22 protein-coding genes are annotated in these 17,594 nt (G+C 69.1%); 12 read left to right on the top strand and 10 right to left on the bottom strand.

Annotated elements, in window-relative coordinates; translation table 11 throughout:
• Positions 1–48 precede the first annotated feature (48 nt).
• The 4 genes from infB to rimP all read right to left on the bottom strand — a co-directional run bounded on the left by infB (position 49) and on the right by rimP (position 4,947).
• A complete protein-coding gene (gene infB / locus BKA16_RS13195; RefSeq protein ID WP_183371076.1) occupies positions 49–2,835 on the bottom strand; it encodes a translation initiation factor IF-2 in 2,787 nt (928 codons plus the stop codon).
• Between the two features lie 103 nt (positions 2,836–2,938).
• On the bottom strand, positions 2,939–3,235 hold the full coding sequence (locus BKA16_RS13190) for a YlxR family protein (RefSeq protein ID WP_343067417.1): 297 nt from the start codon (positions 3,233–3,235) through the stop codon (positions 2,939–2,941).
• 24 nt (positions 3,236–3,259) lie between these two features.
• Positions 3,260–4,348: a transcription termination factor NusA gene (gene nusA, locus BKA16_RS13185; RefSeq protein WP_183371075.1), complete on the bottom strand. Its 1,089-nt coding sequence runs from the start codon at positions 4,346–4,348 to the stop codon at positions 3,260–3,262.
• A gap of 47 nt (positions 4,349–4,395) precedes the next feature.
• A complete protein-coding gene (rimP, locus tag BKA16_RS13180; protein WP_183371074.1) occupies positions 4,396–4,947 on the bottom strand; it encodes a ribosome maturation factor RimP in 552 nt (183 codons plus the stop codon).
• A gap of 126 nt (positions 4,948–5,073) precedes the next feature.
• Here rimP and BKA16_RS13175 point away from each other — a divergent pair, with 126 nt between their 5' ends.
• The gene (locus BKA16_RS13175; RefSeq protein WP_343067416.1) at positions 5,074–5,562 is read left to right on the top strand and encodes a hypothetical protein; all 489 of its coding nucleotides are present in this window, start codon (positions 5,074–5,076) and stop codon (positions 5,560–5,562) included.
• Positions 5,559–5,993, top strand: a complete 435-nt coding sequence (locus tag BKA16_RS13170) for a ferritin-like domain-containing protein (RefSeq protein ID WP_183371073.1) — start codon at positions 5,559–5,561, stop codon at positions 5,991–5,993. Before BKA16_RS13175 ends, BKA16_RS13170 begins: the two co-directional genes overlap by 4 nt.
• Positions 5,994–6,123: 130 nt before the next feature.
• Here the strand turns inward: BKA16_RS13170 and BKA16_RS13165 are convergent, their stop codons facing one another.
• A complete protein-coding gene (locus BKA16_RS13165) occupies positions 6,124–7,854 on the bottom strand; it encodes a proline--tRNA ligase (RefSeq protein ID WP_183373056.1) in 1,731 nt (576 codons plus the stop codon).
• Positions 7,855–7,914: 60 nt separating this feature from the next.
• On the opposite strand from BKA16_RS13165, the gene BKA16_RS13160 reads away from it, so the two are divergent.
• Positions 7,915–8,664, top strand: a complete 750-nt coding sequence (locus tag BKA16_RS13160) for a peroxide stress protein YaaA (RefSeq protein ID WP_183371072.1) — start codon at positions 7,915–7,917, stop codon at positions 8,662–8,664.
• A 43-nt stretch (positions 8,665–8,707) separates the two neighbouring features.
• Here the strand turns inward: BKA16_RS13160 and BKA16_RS13155 are convergent, their stop codons facing one another.
• The 4 genes from BKA16_RS13155 to BKA16_RS13140 all read right to left on the bottom strand — a co-directional run bounded on the left by BKA16_RS13155 (position 8,708) and on the right by BKA16_RS13140 (position 12,076).
• Positions 8,708–9,289 carry a GNAT family N-acetyltransferase gene (locus tag BKA16_RS13155; protein WP_183373055.1) on the bottom strand — a complete coding sequence of 194 codons (582 nt, stop codon included), beginning with the start codon at positions 9,287–9,289 and terminating at the stop codon, positions 8,708–8,710.
• Positions 9,290–9,372: 83 nt separating this feature from the next.
• Positions 9,373–9,822, bottom strand: coding sequence for a hypothetical protein (locus BKA16_RS13150; RefSeq protein WP_183371071.1), 450 nt, complete (start codon positions 9,820–9,822; stop codon positions 9,373–9,375).
• Positions 9,819–11,039 carry a uroporphyrinogen-III C-methyltransferase gene (gene cobA, locus BKA16_RS13145; RefSeq protein ID WP_183371070.1) on the bottom strand — a complete coding sequence of 407 codons (1,221 nt, stop codon included), beginning with the start codon at positions 11,037–11,039 and terminating at the stop codon, positions 9,819–9,821. Before cobA ends, BKA16_RS13150 begins: the two co-directional genes overlap by 4 nt.
• Before the next feature lie 62 nt (positions 11,040–11,101).
• Positions 11,102–12,076, bottom strand: coding sequence for an acyl-ACP desaturase (locus tag BKA16_RS13140; protein ID WP_183371069.1), 975 nt, complete (start codon positions 12,074–12,076; stop codon positions 11,102–11,104).
• A 99-nt stretch (positions 12,077–12,175) separates the two neighbouring features.
• Between BKA16_RS13140 and BKA16_RS13135 the strand changes: the two genes are divergently transcribed.
• Genes BKA16_RS13135 through BKA16_RS13125 form a run of 3 tightly spaced genes read left to right on the top strand, consistent with a single transcriptional unit; the run spans position 12,176 to position 13,359 of the window.
• Entirely contained in the window at positions 12,176–12,844 is a 669-nt protein-coding gene (locus BKA16_RS13135) for a response regulator transcription factor (RefSeq protein WP_183371068.1), read from the top strand.
• Positions 12,834–13,046 carry a hypothetical protein gene (locus BKA16_RS13130; RefSeq protein WP_183371067.1) on the top strand — a complete coding sequence of 71 codons (213 nt, stop codon included), beginning with the start codon at positions 12,834–12,836 and terminating at the stop codon, positions 13,044–13,046. Before BKA16_RS13135 ends, BKA16_RS13130 begins: the two co-directional genes overlap by 11 nt.
• A 10-nt stretch (positions 13,047–13,056) precedes the next feature.
• On the top strand, positions 13,057–13,359 hold the full coding sequence (locus tag BKA16_RS13125; protein WP_183371066.1) for a recombinase family protein: 303 nt from the start codon (positions 13,057–13,059) through the stop codon (positions 13,357–13,359).
• A gap of 1 nt (position 13,360) precedes the next feature.
• On the opposite strand, the gene BKA16_RS13120 is transcribed toward BKA16_RS13125, so the two are convergent.
• Positions 13,361–14,410, bottom strand: a complete 1,050-nt coding sequence (locus tag BKA16_RS13120) for an IS630 family transposase (RefSeq protein ID WP_183369113.1) — start codon at positions 14,408–14,410, stop codon at positions 13,361–13,363.
• Positions 14,411–14,472: 62 nt separating this feature from the next.
• Between BKA16_RS13120 and BKA16_RS13115 the strand changes: the two genes are divergently transcribed.
• The 6 genes from BKA16_RS13115 (at position 14,473) to BKA16_RS13090 (ending at position 17,594) form a co-directional block, all read left to right on the top strand.
• Positions 14,473–15,576 carry a recombinase family protein gene (locus BKA16_RS13115; protein WP_183371065.1) on the top strand — a complete coding sequence of 368 codons (1,104 nt, stop codon included), beginning with the start codon at positions 14,473–14,475 and terminating at the stop codon, positions 15,574–15,576.
• A gap of 244 nt (positions 15,577–15,820) precedes the next feature.
• On the top strand, positions 15,821–16,099 hold the full coding sequence (locus BKA16_RS13110) for a helix-turn-helix domain-containing protein (protein WP_183371064.1): 279 nt from the start codon (positions 15,821–15,823) through the stop codon (positions 16,097–16,099).
• Complete coding sequence (locus BKA16_RS13105) at positions 16,096–16,239, top strand: hypothetical protein (RefSeq protein WP_183371063.1); 144 nt, start codon at positions 16,096–16,098, stop codon at positions 16,237–16,239. Before BKA16_RS13110 ends, BKA16_RS13105 begins: the two co-directional genes overlap by 4 nt.
• Positions 16,232–16,492 carry a hypothetical protein gene (locus tag BKA16_RS13100; protein WP_183371062.1) on the top strand — a complete coding sequence of 87 codons (261 nt, stop codon included), beginning with the start codon at positions 16,232–16,234 and terminating at the stop codon, positions 16,490–16,492. The genes BKA16_RS13105 and BKA16_RS13100 overlap by 8 nt, the downstream gene beginning before the upstream one ends.
• A 2-nt stretch (positions 16,493–16,494) precedes the next feature.
• Complete coding sequence (locus BKA16_RS13095; protein ID WP_183371061.1) at positions 16,495–16,728, top strand: hypothetical protein; 234 nt, start codon at positions 16,495–16,497, stop codon at positions 16,726–16,728.
• A gap of 2 nt (positions 16,729–16,730) precedes the next feature.
• Entirely contained in the window at positions 16,731–17,594 is an 864-nt protein-coding gene (locus tag BKA16_RS13090; protein WP_183371060.1) for a hypothetical protein, read from the top strand.

Here is a 17,594-nt window from a genome sequence, read left to right as displayed (position 1 = left end):
CGTAGGTCTCGATGATGTCGACTCCAGTGAATCCTTCAGGCGACATCATCAGTCCCTCGCCTTCTCCACCATCTCGTAGGTCTCGATGATGTCGCCCACCTTGATGTCGTTGTAGGTCACCGTGAGACCGCACTCGTAGCCTTCGCGGACCTCGGTCGCATCGTCCTTCTCCCGCTTGAGCGAGGAGATGGTGAGATTCTCGGCGACCACCGCGTTGTCGCGCAGCAGGCGCGCCTTCGCGTTACGACGCACCAGACCCGACTGGACCAGGCAGCCGGCGATGTTGCCGACCTTGGACGACTTGAAGATCGCACGGATCTCCGCACGGCCCAACTCGACCTCTTCGTAGACCGGCTTGAGCATGCCCTTGAGCGCGGCCTCGATCTCGTCGATCGCCTTGTAGATGATCGAGTAGTAGCGGATCTCCACGCCTTCGCGATTCGCCAGCTCCGTCGCCTTGCCCTCGGCACGCACATTGAAACCGATGATGATCGCATCCGACGCGGCAGCGAGGTTGACGTTGGTCTCGGTGACGCCGCCGACACCGCGGTCGATGATCCGCAGCGACACCTCGTCGTCGATGTCGATGCCGAGCAGGGCCTCCTCGAGCGCCTCGACGGTACCCGAGTTGTCGCCCTTGAGGATCAGGTTGAGCTGGCTGGTCTCCTTCAGAGCCGAGTCCAGGTCTTCCAGGCTGATCCGCTTGCGGCTGCGTGCGGCCAACGCGTTGCGCTTACGCGCATTGCGACGGTCCGCGATCTGACGTGCGATGCGATCCTCTTCGACCACGAGCAGGTTGTCGCCGGCGCCCGGAACGGACGTGAAGCCGACCACCTGGACCGGACGCGACGGGTACGCCTCCTCGACGTCCTCGCCGTGCTCGTCGGTCATGCGACGGACGCGACCGTAGGCGTCGCCCGCGACGATCGAGTCGCCGACCCGCAGGGTTCCGCGCTGGATGAGCACCGTCGCGACCGGGCCGCGACCGCGGTCCAGGTGCGCTTCGATGGCCACACCCTGTGCGTCCATGTCGGGATTCGCCCGCAGGTCGAGCGACGCGTCCGCCGTCAGCAGCACGGCTTCGAGCAGCGCCTCGATGTTCTCGCCCTGCTTGGCCGAGATGTCGACGAACATGGTGTCGCCGCCGTACTCCTCGGGGATCAGACCGTACTCGGTGAGCTGACCGCGGATCTTCTGCGGATCGGCGCCCTCCTTGTCGATCTTGTTGACCGCGACGACGATCGGCACATCGGCCGCCTGCGCGTGGTTCACGGCCTCCACCGTCTGCGGCATGACGCCGTCGTCGGCCGCGACCACGAGGATCGCGATGTCGGTGGCCTTGGCACCGCGGGCACGCATGGCGGTGAACGCCTCGTGACCCGGGGTGTCGATGAACGTGATCAGGCGGTCCTCGTCGTTCAGGTGCGTCAGCACCTGGTACGCACCGATGTGCTGAGTGATGCCGCCGGCCTCCGAACTGCCGACGTTCTCCTTACGGATCGTGTCGAGCAGTCGGGTCTTACCGTGATCGACGTGGCCCATGACGGTGACCACCGGCGGACGCTGCTGGAGGTCCTCTTCGTCGCCCTCGTCCTCGCCGTAGGTGAGGTCGAACTTCTCGAGAAGCTCACGGTCCTCGTCCTCCGGGCTGACGACCTGGACGGTGTAGTTCATCTCCGAGCCGAGCAGCTCCAGCGTCTCGTCGTTGACCGACTCGGTCGCCGTGACCATCTCACCGAGGTTGAACAGCGCCTGCACCAGCGATGCCGGGTTGGCGTCGATCTTCTCGGCGAAGTCCGAGAGCGAGGCGCCGCGGGCGAGACGGATGACCTCGCCGTTGCCGCGGGGCAGACGGACGCCGCCGACTGCCGGTGCCTGCATGTTCTCGTATTCGGCGCGCTTCGCGCGCTTGCTCTTGCGACCACGACGCGGTGCGCCGCCGGGGCGACCGAAGGCGCCTGCAGCGCCGCCGCGACCACGACCGCCGCCACCGCCGCCCGGGCGACCGCGGAAACCGCCGCCCGCGGGTGCGCCGCCGCCACCGGGACCGCCGCGGAAACCGGCGCCGCCACCACCGGGACGTCCACCCGGACCGCCGCGACCGCCCGGTCGCGAGTCCGGGCGAGCCGCACGCTGCGGCATCGCACCGGGCGAGGGACGGGAGGGCATGTTGCCGGGCGACGGACGGGGACCGCCCTGACCGGCCGGCGGACGAGAACCGCCCTGCTGACCGGGACGACCTGCGCCGGGACGACCGCCGCCGGGGCGGGGTCCGCCCTGGCCGGGACCCGGGCGCGGGCCCTGCGGACGCGGCGCGGGAGCCGGTGCCGAGGAGAACGGGTTGTTGCCGACGCGCGGCGGACGCGGGCCGGGTCGGGGACCCGGACGCGGACCGGACGGCTTCGGACCGCTCTGCGTCGGAGCGGAACTCGACGCGGCCGGGGCCTGCGGTGCGGGCTTGGGCGCGGGTTTGGGACCCGGACGCGGAGCGTCGCCGGGTCGGGGACCCGACTGGGCTGCCGGGGCCGCGGGCTTGGCCGCGGACTGCGGTGCCTGGGTCGGCTTCGGGCCGCCGGGCTTGGGACCGCCGGGCTTCGGGCCGCCGGGCTTGGGCGCACCCGGCTTGGCGGCCGAGGGCTTCGGGGACGCCTTCGAGGCGTCGCCACCGGCATCACCGGTGGAGAAGGATTCGCGGAGTCGACGGGCCACGGGGGCCTCCACCGTCGACGATGCGGATTTGACGAACTCGCCCTGCTCCTTCAGACGCTCCAGCACCTTCTTGCTGGGAACGCCGAGTTCTTTGGCCAGTTCGTGAACGCGGGCCTTGCCTGCCACTGCTCTCCTCACTTGGAGGTCGAGCGGGCTTCCCGCTTCGACCTCGATTTATTCGGTCAACGTGCTCATCGTGGAGACTTCACGGTGTGCTCATAGTCTTCTGCTACCTGTCCTGATCCCCTACGGGATCGTCTGGAGTGATCTCGCCGATCAGATCGGTGAGGTCGTCTGGGGCCACGGTGAGACCGCGGTCCCGTAGCGCCGAACCGAACGCCCTCCGCCGCACCGCCGCCGACACGCAGTCGGAGTCCGGATGCAGCCAGGCGCCTCGTCCCGGCAGCCTCCTGTCCGCGTCCACCGCCACGATCCGCCTGTTCTCGGACACCGGACGCGCGACGACCCGCACCAGACTGGTTGCGAGGTCACGACGTCGGCATCCGATGCACGTGCGGATCGGCACGGTCGAGCATCGAGGAGCCACAGATCAGTCTAACTCATCGGAGGGGTGCGCTGTCACGCCGCCGTCGACGACGTCGCCTTCTGTGACGACTCCCTCAGTGGGCGCGGTGTCGGCGCGCGGGCCGCCGTCGCCCGAATCGGACCGGATGTCGATGCGCCAGCCGGTCAGCCGCGCGGCCAACCGGGCGTTCTGCCCCTCCTTGCCGATCGCCAGCGACAGCTGGTAGTCGGGGACGATCACCCGGGCGGCGCTGGTCTCGCGGTCGATCACCGTGACCGACAACACCTTCGCCGGGGAGAGCGCGTTGCCGACGAACACGGCGGGGTCGGCGGCGTAGTCGATGATGTCGATCTTCTCCCCCGAGAGCTCGCTCATCACGTTGCGGACGCGCTGGCCCATCGGGCCGATGCAGGCGCCCTTGGCGTTGAGGCCGTCGACGCCGGTGTGCACGGCGATCTTGGAGCGGTGCCCGGCCTCGCGTGCGACGGCGACGATCTCCACGGAGCCGTCCGCGATCTCCGGGACCTCGAGCGAGAACAGCTTGCGGACGAGGTTCGGGTGGGTGCGCGAGAGCGTGATCTGCGGGCCGCGGGGGCCGCGCGCCACGCCCACCACATAGCACTTGATGCGGTCGCCGTGGCGGTAGGTCTCGCCGGGCACCTGTTCGACGGGCGGGATGATGCCCTCGGTGGCGTTGGCGTCGGTTCCGATCTGGACGACGATGATGCCCTTGGCGTTCAGTCGTGCGTCGGCCTGGACCACGCCCCCGACCACTTCGCCCTCGTGGGCGACGAGATCGCCGTAGGTCTTCTCGTTCTCGGCGTCGCGCAGACGCTGCAGGATCACCTGCCGCGCGGTGGTCGCGGCGATCCGACCGAATCCCTCGGGGGTGTCGTCCCACTCGTGGACGAGGTTGCCGTCGCCGTCGATCTCCTGCGCCATGACGCGGACGGCCCCGGTCTTGCGGTCCACATCGATGCGTGCGTGCGGCTCGAATCCGTCGGTGTGACGGTAGGCGGTCAGCAGCGCGGTCTCGATCGCGGTGATGACCGTGTCGATCGAGACTCCCTTGTCGGCTTCGATCAGCCGGAGAGCGTTGATGTCGATGTGCATGGCTGGGACTCCTATTCGCTTGTCTCGTTGAGTTGTGTAGTCGATCGTCAGATCTCGGCGGGTGCGCGACGACGGGCGATCTCGTCGTCGTCGAGGCCGCAGGCGCGCAGCTCCGCTTCCCCCGGCCTGCGGAAGTCGACGTCGACGACGGCCTTCTCGACATCGCCGAGTGCGAGGTCGACGACGCTGAGTCGTCCCTTGTCGGCCTTGACGAGGGTCACGGTGTCCCCGACGAGGCGACCGACCCGCGCCACGAGGCTGGTGTGCTCCCCGTCGATCACGCAGTCGACCTTCGCGAGGCGCCCGACGGCCCGCCGCCAGTGGCGGGTGCGGGTCAGCGGTCGACCGATGCCGGGGGTGGTGACCTCGAGGTCGTAGGGCTGCTCCCCCATCGTGCCCGCCGCTTCGAGCGCGTCGCCGAGGTCACGGCTGAGTTCGGCGATGGCGTCGAGATCGGCGCCCTCGTCGCGATCGACGACGATCCGCACGTCTCGCCGTCCGGGCGGGGTGAGGATCAGGAGCTCTTCGAGGTCGTATCCGGACGCGGTGATGATCGGGTCGACGACGAGCCCGACGGCCTCGGCCTTATCGCTGATCATGGGCGGGATGTCTCCTCGTCGTCGGTGGCGGTCGATGCGATCGGAGCGTGCACGTCAGGTGCGACACGCCGGTCGATCAGGCCTGCTGAGTGTAGTCGATCGGCGGCACTGGCAGAATTCGACGACGTGACCGCCCTCCGCCCTGACCCGTATCCATCCCGGCGCACCGTGCTGCGCGGCGCCCTCGTGCTGCCCGCGGCGTTGGCGGTCGGTGCCGCGGCCACCGCCTGCGGCCCGACGACCGACGAGGCCCGCGACCTCGCGGACATGCTTGTTCCGCACGTGGAGGCCGCCCTGCGCCAGCAGCGCGCCGCCGAATCGTTGGCTCCCCGGCTGACCGAGTACACCGCCGCGCTCGAGGTGATCGCCGCTCAGCGCAAGGAGCACGCAACGGCGTTGCGTGACGAGATCGACAGGGTGCACTCGTCGTCCGCCGAGCAGATCGCGGTCCCCGCCGAGAACCGTCTGTCGACCGTCGACGCCCTGCGCGAGGCACTGACCGCGTCGGCGCGGTCCGCCGGCGCGGACGCGGTGGCCCATACCGAGTTCGTGGCGGGTCTGCTGGCCTCGGTCTCGGCGTCCTGCACGACTCTCGCGGAGGTCCAGCTCGCATGACCCAGAACGACGCCCTGACCACAGCCGCCGACGCCGAGTCGGCCGCGATCTTCACCTACGGTCTGACCACCGCCTTCGCCGCGAACGACGACCGTGCGGCGGTCGCCGAGTACATCGCCGCGCACCGGACCCGTCGCGATGCGCTCAACGCCGCCCTCGCGGCCGCCGGCGTCGCGCAGGAGGTGCCCGCCGCCGGGTACACGCTGCCGTTCGAGGTGACTGACGACAAGTCAGCGATCAAGGCGCTCCTGCAGGCCGAGCAGACCTGCGCGGTGGCTTATCGGGCGCTCGTCGAACAGGCCGACGACGGGAAGGTCCGCCGACTCGGTCTCGACGGGCTCACCGACTGCGCGCGGCACATCGCATTCTGGCGTGCGGCGGCCGGTCTGTCGCCGGCGACGGTCGCGCTGCCGGGGACACCGCAGTCGTAGCCGTCTCGACACCGCCGGCCGCCTGTCCGTGATCCAGCCGCGGCTGTGATCCATCCGCGGCAGCCGACGACATCCGCTCGATTCGGGAGTGCCGCGGATGTCGCCGGATGAGGCGAATCCGATGCGGGCGTCAGCCTCGCACGGTCGCGACGACGGCGTCGGCGGCACCGTCGACGGCGACCTCCGTCGCCTCACCGGTGAAGCGGTCGCGGATCTCGACGGTCCCGTTGGCCCATCCGCGTCCGACGACCACCACGATCGGCATGCCGAGCAGCTCCGAATCCTTGAACTTGACGCCGGGCGAGGCCTTGCGGTCGTCGAGGAGCACCTGGAGTCCGGCCGCGTCGAGCAGGTCGGCGAGCTGGTGCGCACCGGCGATCGCGGCGTCGTCCTTGTTGGCGATGACGAGGTGGACGTCGAACGGAGCCACCTCACGGGGCCAGCGCAGACCCTTCTCGTCGTGCATCTGTTCGGCGAGCACGGCCACCATGCGGGAGACGCCGAGACCGTACGAGCCCATCGTGACGCGGACCGGCTTGCCGTTCTCGCCGAGCACGTCGAGTTCGAAGGCGTCGGTGTACTTGCGGCCGAGTTGGAAGATGTGACCGATCTCGATGCCCTTGGCCGATTCGAGGACGCCCGCGCCGTCGGGCGACGGGTCGCCGTCGCGCACCTGCGCGGCCTCGATCACGCCGTCGGGCGTGAAGTCGCGTCCGACGACGAGATTCACGTAGTGGCGGCCCTTCTCGTCGGCGCCGGTGATCCAGGAGGTGCCGTCCACCACGCGCGGGTCGACGAGGTAGGTGAACTCGGCGCCCTGGACTCCCTTGGGCCCGATGTACCCCTTGACCAGTGCCGGGTTCTTCGCGAAGTCCGACTCGTCGAGCAGTTCCACCTCGCTGGGCTCGACCGACGCTTCGAGACGTTTGAAGTCCACCTCGCGGTCCCCGGGAACGCCGATCGCGGTGATCTCCCACTCGCCGCCGGGCTTGCGGATCTTGACCATCACGTTCTTGAGGGTGTCGGCCGCCGTGTACTCGCCGTCCAGGGTCGCGTTGGCCCATTCGACGAGGGAGTCGATGGTCGGCGTGTCGCCGGTCTCGTGGGAGACGGCCGCGGGGAGGCCGTCGATCGGCAGCGCGTCGGGCACGATCGTCTCGACGGCTTCGACGTTGGCGGCGTAATCGGACTCGGTGCTGCGGACGAAGGTGTCCTCGCCGACCTCACAGACGGCGAGGAACTCTTCGGACCTGCTGCCGCCCATCGCGCCCGCGGTCGCTTTGACGATGACGTACTCGACGCCGAGCCGGTCGAAGATTCGCTGGTATGCGGCCCGATGCTTGTCATAGGAGACCTGCAGCGCGTCGTCGTCGAGGTCGAAGGAGTACGAGTCCTTCATCACGAACTCGCGTCCGCGGAGCAGACCCGCGCGGGGCCGTTCCTCATCGCGGTACTTGGTCTGCACCTGGTACAGGATAACCGGCAGGTCCTTGTACGAGCTGTACTCGCCCTTGACCAGCTGTGTGAAGATCTCCTCGTGGGTGGGACCGAGGAGCATGTCGTTGCCCTTGCGGTCCTTGAGCCGGAACAGGTTGGGACCGTATTCGGTCCACCGGCCGGTGGCGTCGTACGGATCACGCGGCAGCAGCGCGGGCAGCAGGATCTCCTGCGCGCCCATCGCGTCCATCTCCGCGCGGACGAGGTTCTCGACGTTGCGGAACACCTTGAGCCCCAACGGCAGCCACGCGTAGACCCCGGGTGCGCTGCGACGGATGTAGCCGGCGCGCACGAGCAGCTTGTGGCTCGGCACCTCGGCGTCGGCGGGATCGTCTCGGAGGGTGCGGAGGAACAGGTCGGACATGCGTGTGATCACGATGTACCAGCTTAGTTCGCCGGTCCGACCGTTCGTTAGGGTGGTCGCGTGCTGGTGATCCTGCCTCCCTCTGAGACCAAGTCCGACGGCGGGTCGTCGGCCCCGCTCGACCTCGACGGGCTGTCGCTGCCCGAACTCAACGGGGTCCGGCGCCGCATCGCCGACGCTCTGGTCGACCTCTCCGGCAATGTGGAGGCGTCCCGGGAGGCCCTCGGGCTGGGCACGACCGATGCGGCGATCTCCGAGGTCGCCCGCAACGCCGAGCTGTTCACCTCGCCCACCCGGCCGGCGATCACCCGCTACACCGGCGTCCTCTACGACGCGCTCGACTACCCCGGCATGACGCGTGCGTCGAAGGCCAAGGCCGCCGATCGGCTGATGATCGGCTCAGCCCTGTTCGGCGTCGTCTCGGCCGCCGACCTGATTCCGGCGTACCGGCTGTCCGGCGGATCCAAGCTGCCCGGCTTCGGAACCCTGGGGGCGACGTGGAAGCCCGTGCTGTCCCCCGCCTTGGACGCGGTCGACGACTTCGTGGTGGATCTGCGCTCGGGCGTCTACCAGAAGCTCGGCCCGGTCTCCGGAGCGGTCACCGCGACGGTGGTGACCGAGTTCGCGGACGGCGGCCGCAAGGTGGTCAGCCACTTCAACAAGCACTACAAGGGCCTCGTCGCCCACGAGTTGGTCCGGACGCGTCGAAACGTGCGCGATGTGAACGCCCTGGCCGCGGTCCTCTCGGACGCAGGCCAGCGGGTGGAGGTCACCTCGCCGATCGAGATCACCGTGGTGACGCAGGGCTGAGGGCGGGCCATCCCGACACACCCGGTCCCGCCGACACGGCCGGTCACCGCAGGTCGAGGACCATGGCGACGCGTGAGGGACCGCCGGGCACCGGCGCGGCCGGCGCGACCTCGATGAACCCCTCCCGCTCGTACATGGCGCGGACGCCCGGGTAGGCCAGGATCGGGCTGACGCGCTCCGCCGGGTCGACCGGATAGGCGGCGACGATGTCGGCGCCGTGTCCGCGAGCGAAGTCGATCGCACCGTGCAGGAGCTGCTGTCCGATGCCCTTCCGACGGCGTCCGCCGCGTGTCCTGACGCAGAAGATCGTCCACGGATCTCCCGCTGCGACCGCCGGATACGCGGCCTCGTCGTCGAGTCCGTGGACTCGGCTCCGACGCGCGACGCCCGCCCAGCCCACGACCTCGCCGTCGAGGTACCCGAGGATCCCCGGTTCCGGGTGCTGCCCGCACATCTCGTGCACGGTGCGACGACGTGCGGCCGCGTCGAGCACCGACGATTCGCCGAATCCGAGACGGTACGTGAGACACCAGCACGCGACCGCGTCCGGTCTGCGTTTGGGTCCCAGCATCGTCTCGACGTCGTCGAACACGTCCTGTGTCGCAGGTCGGAACGTCACCGGCATCTGGGGCACATCGTCTCCCTTCGCCCGCTTCCGTTCGACGCTACCGCGTCGCCGGAGCGAGCCGGGCCCGCGCCGGGCTCGGCCTACTTCGCCTGCGGGAAGAACCACTCCTCGTCGGACTCGCCCGGCTCGTCGTCGTCGAGATCCACATCGACGACCTCGTCGAGCTGAGCCTTCTGCGCGCGGATGCGGCCGTACCCGTAGGCGGCGGCCATGCCGACCACACCGGCGCCGAGACCGATGAGGGTGCCCGCATTGGTGTCGTCGCCGCCCGCGTCCGCGGAGATCCGGTAGATCCAGCCGTTGAGCGCGATCACGGCCAGCGCCCCGAACGTGCACGGCACGGTGATGGTCACCCACGTCGGCTGCTCGAGCGGCGGGACCCCCGCGCGACGCCGGTACACCTGCCAGACCGACATGACGACGGCCGCGCCGACGAGCACCGCGGTGATCACCGGTGCGATGAACCAGGAGAGGACGGCGGCCACCAGCAGCAGCGCGCCGGTGCCCCAGCCGACGATGCGCGCGGTCACGATCCGACCACCCGATCGACGTCGGTGAAGCCGGCGACCGGGCCGATCACCGCGATCGCCGGAGCGATCAGGTTCTTCTCGCGCGCGGTACGGGCCGCGTGCGCCAGGTCGGCCCGGATCAGCCGCTGGTCCGGTCGAGAGGCGTTCTCGATGAACGCGACAGGGGTGTCGCCGGGACGCCCGCCGTCGAGCAGCGCCTGTGCGAAGGCGTCGATCCGCTTGACCGCCATCATCAGCACGATGGTCCCGCGCAGCGCCGCGAGCGCGCCCCAGTCGGTCAGCGAGTCGGGGTGGTCGGGGGCGACATGACCGGACACGACGACGAACTCGTGGGCCACACCGCGGTGCGTCACCGGAATGCCCGCCAGCTCCGGAGCCGAGATCGGACTCGTCACTCCGGGCACCACCGTCACCGGAACACCGGCGTCGACGCAGGCCTGCAGCTCCTCGAAGCCGCGACCGTAGACGTACGGGTCGCCGCCCTTGAGGCGGACGACGAACTTGCCCGCCCGGGCACGGTCGACGAGGATCTCGTTGATCGTCTCTTGACGCATCGCCCGCCCGTACGGCACCTTCGCCGCGTCGACCACCTCGACGTGCGGGCCGAGCTCGTCGAGCAGACCGATCGGCGCCAGACGATCGGCGACGACGACATCCGCCTCGGCCAACAGCCTGCGACCGCGCACCGTGATCAGATCGTCGGCGCCGGGCCCGCCGCCCACCAACGCGACACCCGGCGCGTGCCGGGCTCCGTCGTCGACCGTGAGCGAGGTCCCGTCGGCGAACGCGGCGGAGATCGCCGCCCGGGCCGCGGCCGAACGACGGTGGTCACCGCCCGCCAGCACACCGAACTGCAGGTCTCGATGATGTCCCGACGCCGGGGTGACCGCGGTACCCGCCGCACCGTCGTCGGCGCGCACGCAGAACACCCGCGCGGCGATCGCCTCGTCGACGACGGCGGCGTTGACCGCCGGATCGTCGGTGCACGCGATCGCGTACCACGCTCCGTCGAGATCGCCGGCACGGTAGGCGCGGGTGTGCACCGTGATCGCGGGCTCGGACTCGACGGCGGGCGTCGGATCGGTCGCGATCACATGGACGTCGGCCCCGGCCGCGAGGAGATTCGGGATCCGACGCTGCGCGACACCGCCGCCGCCGACGACGACCACTCTGCGTCCACGCAGGTCGAGTCCCGCCAGATAATGAGCTTGCACCATGGGTATTCAGGATAGTCGGGACGCGAGTCCCGACTCCGCTCGACCAGGCGGGCAGCGCCCGATCAGGACGCCGCGGCCGCGGCACGGGCGACGGCCCGCGCCCGGGACTCGGTGAACCGAGCCACCTTGACGTCCATCTGGGCGAGGAACTCGGCGAGCTTCTCCCGGTACATCTCGCCGAGGGGACCGAAGTCGTCGCGCTCGAAGATCCGCCACTTGCGCAGCACCGGCATCACGACCTCGTCCATGTGCTGCGGCAGATCGTAGATCCCGCCCTTGGCGATCAGCACGGCGTTTCGACGGAAGTTCGGCATCGTCGAACCGGGCATCACGAAGTTGGCGACGATCCCGTAGATCGCGACCATCGCCTGGTCGGGCACCAGATCGAGTGCGGCCGAGACGATGTTCCGATAGAAGAGCATGTGCAGATTCTCGTCGGCGGCGACTCGCTGAAGCATCCGATCGGCGATCGGGTCGCCGCACGCCTTGCCGGTGTTGCGGTGGCTGACGCGGGTCGCGAGCTCCTGGAACGACACGTAGGCGACCGCGAACAGCATGTCGAAGCTGTGATCGCGCTGACCGTCGTCCTCGGGCAACGGGTTGAAGCCGTGCGTCATGTGCTCCATGCGGAGGTTCTCCAACTCCACCGGATCCACCCCGCGAGTCACGACGAGGTAGTCGCGCATGACGATGGAGTGGCGGTTCTCCTCCGCGGTCCACCGACCGACCCAGAAGCCCCACGCGTCGTCGAGACCGAAGTTCTCGGCGATCACCCGGTGGTACGACGGCAGGTTGTCCTCGGTGAGCAGATTCGTGATCATCGCGGCCTTCGCGGTCTCCGACAGCTGCGACTGCTCCGGATCCCAGTCGACGCCGCCGAGCGAGGCGAAGTTCCGCCCGTCGTCCCACGGCACGTAGTCGTGCGGATGCCACTCCCGCGTCATCCGCATGTGCCGCGCCACTTCGATCTCGCATGCGGGAAGCAGTTCGCGGAGCAGATCCGATCCGGTCATGGGTGAGCCGATGAGTGTGGTCATGACTCCACTCTCGCGTGCCGCGCGCGGCCACGCCGGGGGCGAAGGTCCTGATCTCCCGGGGCCCCGGGTCCCGCCCCCACCTGCGGTAATGTGTCCTCCATGAGTACCGCCCAACCGCAGTCTCCGCGCCGCCCGGTCCGCGTGTTCCTCGTCGACGATCACGAGCTCGTCCGGCGCGGTCTCCGCGATCTGCTGTCCACCGCCCCCGACCTCGCGGTGGTCGGTGAGGCCGCGACGGTCGCCGAGGCCCGGGTCCAGATCGCGGCGACCGCGCCCGACGTCGCCGTCCTCGACGTGCGTCTGCCCGACGGCAACGGGGTGGAGCTGTGCCGGGAGGTCCGCGCCGAGAACCCGGCGGTGCACTGTCTGATGCTGACCAGTTACGCCGACGACGACGCGCTCCTCGCCGCCGTGCTGGCCGGCGCGTCCGGCTTCGTCCTCAAACAGATCCTCGGCCACAACCTGGTCGACGCGGTCCGCACCGTCGGACACGGCGGCTCGCTGCTCGACGCCAAGAGCACCTCGGCGCTGCTCGCCAAGCTCCGGCAGGGCGAGCCGACCGATCCGACCGCGCAATTGACCACGCAGGAGCGCGAGGTGTTCAACCTGATCGGCGAGGGCCTGACGAACCGCCAGATCGCCGACCGCATGTTCCTGGCGGAGAAGACGATCAAGAACTACGTCTCGCGCATCCTCGCCAAACTCGACATGCAGCGTCGCACCCAGGTCGCCGTCCTCGCGACCGAACTGCGCGGCCGTGAGCGCTGATCCGACCTCCGCCGAGTCCGTCGAGGAGGTCGCCGAGGAGGCGACCGACCGACGTCTGCAGATCGAACTCGGCACCGGCGCCGCGGTCGCCGCGGTGTTCCTCGTCCTGCGCATGCTCGCCGTGGCGCACTGGGACTGGCACACCGTGGCGGCCATCGCCGACACCTTCGACTTGTCGGATGTCGAGATAGGACACATGTAGTCTTGACGTCGTGACCAGCACGAACACAGTCAACGCGATCATCTACGCCCGCATCAGTCAGGACCGCGAAGGCGCCGGGCTCGGCGTCGACCGCCAGACCGAGGACGCCCGCGACCTCGCCGAGCGCCTCGGTTGGCGGGTGCTGCGCGTCGAGGCCGATAACGACATCAGCGCCTACAGCGGCAAGCCCCGCCCCGGCTACGAACGGATGCTCGCCGCGATCGAGTCCGGCGAGGCGAACGCCGTCATCGCCTGGCACGCCGACCGACTGCACCGACGCACTATCGAGCTAGTGTCGCGTGTCGTTAGATAGTTTATGGTTGTGCTTTCTTCAGGATTTCGTCGGCGGTCGTGGTCCAGACGAAGGGGTGTTTGCGGTCGTTCCAGCCGTTGATAAAGGCGCGGATTTTGGCGTTGAGGTCTTTGACTGAGGTGAAGACGCCGCGGCGGATGGCTTGGCGGTCGATGATGCCGAACCAGACTTCGACGAGGTTGAGCCAGGAGCCGGAGGTCGGGGTGAAGTGGATGTGAATGTTCGGGTGCTGCTCGAGCCAGTCGCGGACTTCAGCCTTTTTATGGGTGGCGTAGTTGTCCATCACCAGGTGTAGTTCCCGGTTGCCGTAGGCGCGGTCGATCTGCCGCAGGAACGCCAGGAACTCCTGGTGGCGATGTCGTGGCTTGACGGCTGCGGTGACTTGTCCGGTCGCGATCTCCAACGCGGCGAACAGTGTGGTGGTGCCGTGTCGTTTGTAGTCGTGGGTGCGGCGTTCGATCTGTCCCGGCTGCATCGGGAGCATCGGTGCGGTCCGATCCAGGGCCTGGATCTGGGATTTCTCGTCCACGCACAGTACGATCGCGTTCTCCGGTGGCTCCAGGTACAGGCCGACGACGTCGGTGACCTTGGCGACCAGTTCGGGATCGGTGGAGAACTTGAAGGTTCCCGACCGCCACGGCTGAACCCCGTATTCGCGCCAGGCACGGGCAACGGTGGCGTTCCCGATCCCCAAATGGCCGGCCAACAGGCGTGAGGACCAGTGCGTGACGCCGTACTTCTTCGGCGGTGGCATCAACGTAGCCGAAACGACCTCGGCATGATCGAGATGCCGCGGACGGCCCGGTCGGTCAGCATCGAGGAGGCCGTCCAGGCCGCCATGAAGATAGCGGTCACGCCATTTGAGGACCGTCGGCACCGACGTCCCGACCACCTCGCTGATCCGCGTGTTCGCCACACCCGCAGCCGCCAGCGACACGATCCGCGCACGCCGCACCAGGCCCGCCGACGTCGAGGTCGACCGCAACAGCCGGTCCAGTTCAGCAGCATCGCCCTCACGCAATTGCAGCGCCGGGGCCGGAGAATTCGCCATATCCCATTATCGCAAGCCGCAAACCATCAACTCATTAACGACACGCGACACTAGAACGGTTCTTGAACGTCGTCGAGCAGTCCGGCGCACAAGTCGCGACCGTGCAGTCCGGTCCGGTCGACCTCGCATCGCCGTCGGGGCGCATGACGGCCCGCATCCTCGCGAGCGTCGCGACCCACGAGGTCGAGCACGCCCGCTCGCGGATGCAGCGGGCGAAACAGCAGGCCCTCGCCGACGGCAAGTTCCTCGGCGGCCGACGGCCGTTCGGATACGAGGACGACGGCCTCAGCGTCCGCGATAGCGAAGCGGCGGCGCTGCGCCACATGACGCGCGAGCTGCTCGGCGGGGCGTCGCTGCGCTCGGTCGCCCGTTGGTGTGCCGACGAGGGGGTCGTCTCAACGACCGGCAAGCCCCTCACGCCGACGGCGATCCGTCGTATCGTCCTGCGCCCGCGTAACGCCGGGCTCGTCGACTACGACGGCACCACGGCCCGCTGCGCCGCGATCGTCGAGCGGGACGAGCTGCTCGCGGTCCGGGCGATCCTGACCAACCCGAAGCGCCGGACCGCCAAAGGGACGGCGCTGAAGTGGCAAGGCAGCGGCGCCTACATCTGCGCCGAGTCCGGCGAGCCCATGCGCATCAGTGCAGCGACGTCGAAGGACCCGACGCCGGTCTACCGGCCGGTGTCACGCCGAGGGGGCGCTACCGCCGACGCCGCGAGCCTCGACGCCTACGTCGATGGGGCGATCGTCGCCCGGCTACAGCGGGACGACGCGCGCGAGCTGCTCACGCCGACCGACGACGCCGTCGACCACAAGGCCCTCAACGACAACCGCGACGGCCTGACTGCTCGGCTCGACGAAGCGGCGGGCCTGTTCGCCGACGGCGTCCTGACCGCGTCGCAGCTCGCGACCATCACGACCGAGCTACGCGAGCAGCTCGCCGCGATCGACCGTCAGCTCGCAGCGTCCGACGAACTCCCCGAGCTGCGCGAGCTACTCGACGCCGACGACATCGACGCCGCATGGATCGACCTGCACGTCGAGAAACGTAACAGAATCATAAAGTCTCTACTCCGAGTCGAGGTCTATCGGATGTCCTCGCGAGGCATCAAGCGGGTATTCGATCCGAGCAAGGTCGCCCTGACCTGGCTCAACGAGAGCTGATCCCCTGTAAGAATTGACGTCATACTTGACAAGTGATGACATCTGTGCTTGACAGACACGGCCTACCAGTGTTGAGTTAGTACCAGTTCGAGACACCTCGAACCGTTCGGGACACGGGTTCGACCGTGGAGCACGAGCCTCGCAGCGCGAGACCCCACGGGGTCGCGGTCTCACAAGGACCGCCATAAGCCGGAGGAGCCGATCGACAGCAGCACCCCTCGCGGGTGCAGTCGATTGGATTACCGTGCAGAGTTCTCGCGAATATCTCGCTCACCACCTCAAAGGGTCTGACGACCCCGACGTCCTCGCCGAGGTCCGACGCTCGCCCGTCGTGCAGGGCGTCGCCGGGGCGATCAACTACCTCGTCGCGGTCCGAGGCACCCGCTTCGGACGCCAGTTCATCAGCGGCGCCGTCAACGACGGCAAGCTCCCCGCGTTCCAGATCAGCGGCGGGTGGCGCTTCGCCCCCGACGACCTCGACAACTGGCTCGACAGCCTGCGCGTGTTCGGCGGTCAGCGATGACCGCGCCGACGCTCACCCTCGACGAGATCAAGGCCGCCGGTCGCCTCGCCGCCAAGGACGCCCCGCCGCTCACCCGCGCACAGGCGCAGGTCATCCGGTCCGTGTTCGGCCCGATCTTCAAGGCGGCCGACCGTGGCTGACAACATCCCGAACCGCGTGCACATCGACGTCGTCGGCGACCTCGTCCGACTCTCGCAGAACGGCGAGTCGATGTTCCTCGACCCCGAGGGCCTGATCGGCCTCGCCCCGGCGGTCTACGCCCTCGCCCGGTTCGTCATCGAGGCCGCCCCGCACCTGAGCGAGGAACAGCGGTCGGCGCGCCTTCAGGGCCTCGCCGATGCCGTCGACCTGCACCTCGCCGAGTGGGTCGACCTCACCGAACAGGAGAACTGACCATGACCAGCACCACGACCGAGCCGTTCACCCTCGGCGACCGCATCGAGGTCGGCGACATCGCCCGCCGCGTCGGCCTGAAGTGGCCGACCGGCAAGGCACCGATGAAGCGATCAGTCGCCGACCGCATGGCGAAGCGCATCGTCCGTATGCGCGACGCCGGAGAGAAGCCCTACATCAGCGACGCCCGCCAGACCTTCGCCCAGGGTGTCCGATTCAACTACCAGGAGAACTGACCATGACCAGCAGCACCACCGAGACCAGCAGCACCACCGAGACCACCACCTTCAGCGGGTTCGCCGACGCCCAGGCCGCACGCCGCGCGCCGGGCAGCAAGGCCGACATCGCCGAGCACAACAAGCGGGCCGCCGCAGCCAACGGCGATCGCCTCATGGCGGCCTCGATCGCCCAGCACGCCCCCAGCACGCCGCGACGGCCGTCGCTGACCGGCGGGAGCCCGCCGGAGGCGATCGCCGAGCAGATCAAGCGCCGCGTTCGCGAGTATGACCGCGTGCTGAACAAGCTCGTCGTGACCGCGCCGGTCGACCCGGTCGAGCGCCTCGTCGCGAAGGCCCGCCAGCAGGCCGCAGCGGGCGACGCCGTCGACGACATCCTCGCCGAGATCGCCGAGGCCGAGATGCGAGGGGCGCAGATCGACGCCGCTGCTCGTGCCCGGCGGGTGTTGTCCAACCAGGTCGCCGCCGACCTGACCGCCGACGTCGAGGCGCTGGCAGACCAGGCGCTCGGCTCGATCCGCACCGAGGTCGAGGCCCTCGCGGCCGAGGCCGCCGACATCGTCTCGGCGCTCGCCGGGGTGTCGGACGCCGACGAGGCTATCCGCAAGGGCCCGGACGCCGTCGCCGCGTGGGGTCGTCGTGGCTCGCTGCGCGACCAGCTGACGACCATCGCCCGGACGCTGCACTGGACCCGCAAGGCCATCGAGAGCGGGTTCGCCCCGAACGTCGACGGCCGCCCCGACGTCCTCGCCGCTCGACTCGACGACGTCACGTTCGCCTCGACGTGGGGCGTCATCGACGCCACGCTCGACGACCTCGGCGCGTCGGACGCCGTCGTCGCACTGCTCACCGAGGGGACCAACTGA

Origin of the sequence: Gordonia humi (assembly GCF_014197435.1) — a bacterium.
GTDB classification, from domain to species: Bacteria; Actinomycetota; Actinomycetes; order Mycobacteriales; family Mycobacteriaceae; genus Gordonia; species Gordonia humi.
This window is presented reverse-complemented; position numbering and strand designations above follow the sequence as displayed.

Coding starts and splice junctions, on each gene's coding strand:
- BKA16_RS13165 (WP_183373056.1), bottom strand. CDS start 7,854: ATGTCCGACCTGTTCCTCCGCACCCTCCGAGACGATCCCGCCGACGCC.
- BKA16_RS13140 (WP_183371069.1), bottom strand. CDS start 12,076: ATGACCACACTCATCGGCTCACCCATGACCGGATCGGATCTGCTCCGC.
- BKA16_RS13120 (WP_183369113.1), bottom strand. CDS start 14,410: ATGGCGAATTCTCCGGCCCCGGCGCTGCAATTGCGTGAGGGCGATGCT.
- BKA16_RS13170 (WP_183371073.1), top strand. CDS start 5,559: ATGACCCAGAACGACGCCCTGACCACAGCCGCCGACGCCGAGTCGGCC.
- rimP (WP_183371074.1), bottom strand. CDS start 4,947: ATGATCAGCGATAAGGCCGAGGCCGTCGGGCTCGTCGTCGACCCGATC.
- BKA16_RS13105 (WP_183371063.1), top strand. CDS start 16,096: ATGACCGCGCCGACGCTCACCCTCGACGAGATCAAGGCCGCCGGTCGC.
- BKA16_RS13155 (WP_183373055.1), bottom strand. CDS start 9,289: ATGCCGGTGACGTTCCGACCTGCGACACAGGACGTGTTCGACGACGTC.
- cobA (WP_183371070.1), bottom strand. CDS start 11,039: ATGGTGCAAGCTCATTATCTGGCGGGACTCGACCTGCGTGGACGCAGA.
- nusA (WP_183371075.1), bottom strand. CDS start 4,348: ATGCACATCGACATCAACGCTCTCCGGCTGATCGAAGCCGACAAGGGA.
- BKA16_RS13095 (WP_183371061.1), top strand. CDS start 16,495: ATGACCAGCACCACGACCGAGCCGTTCACCCTCGGCGACCGCATCGAG.
- BKA16_RS13090 (WP_183371060.1), top strand. CDS start 16,731: ATGACCAGCAGCACCACCGAGACCAGCAGCACCACCGAGACCACCACC.
- BKA16_RS13135 (WP_183371068.1), top strand. CDS start 12,176: ATGAGTACCGCCCAACCGCAGTCTCCGCGCCGCCCGGTCCGCGTGTTC.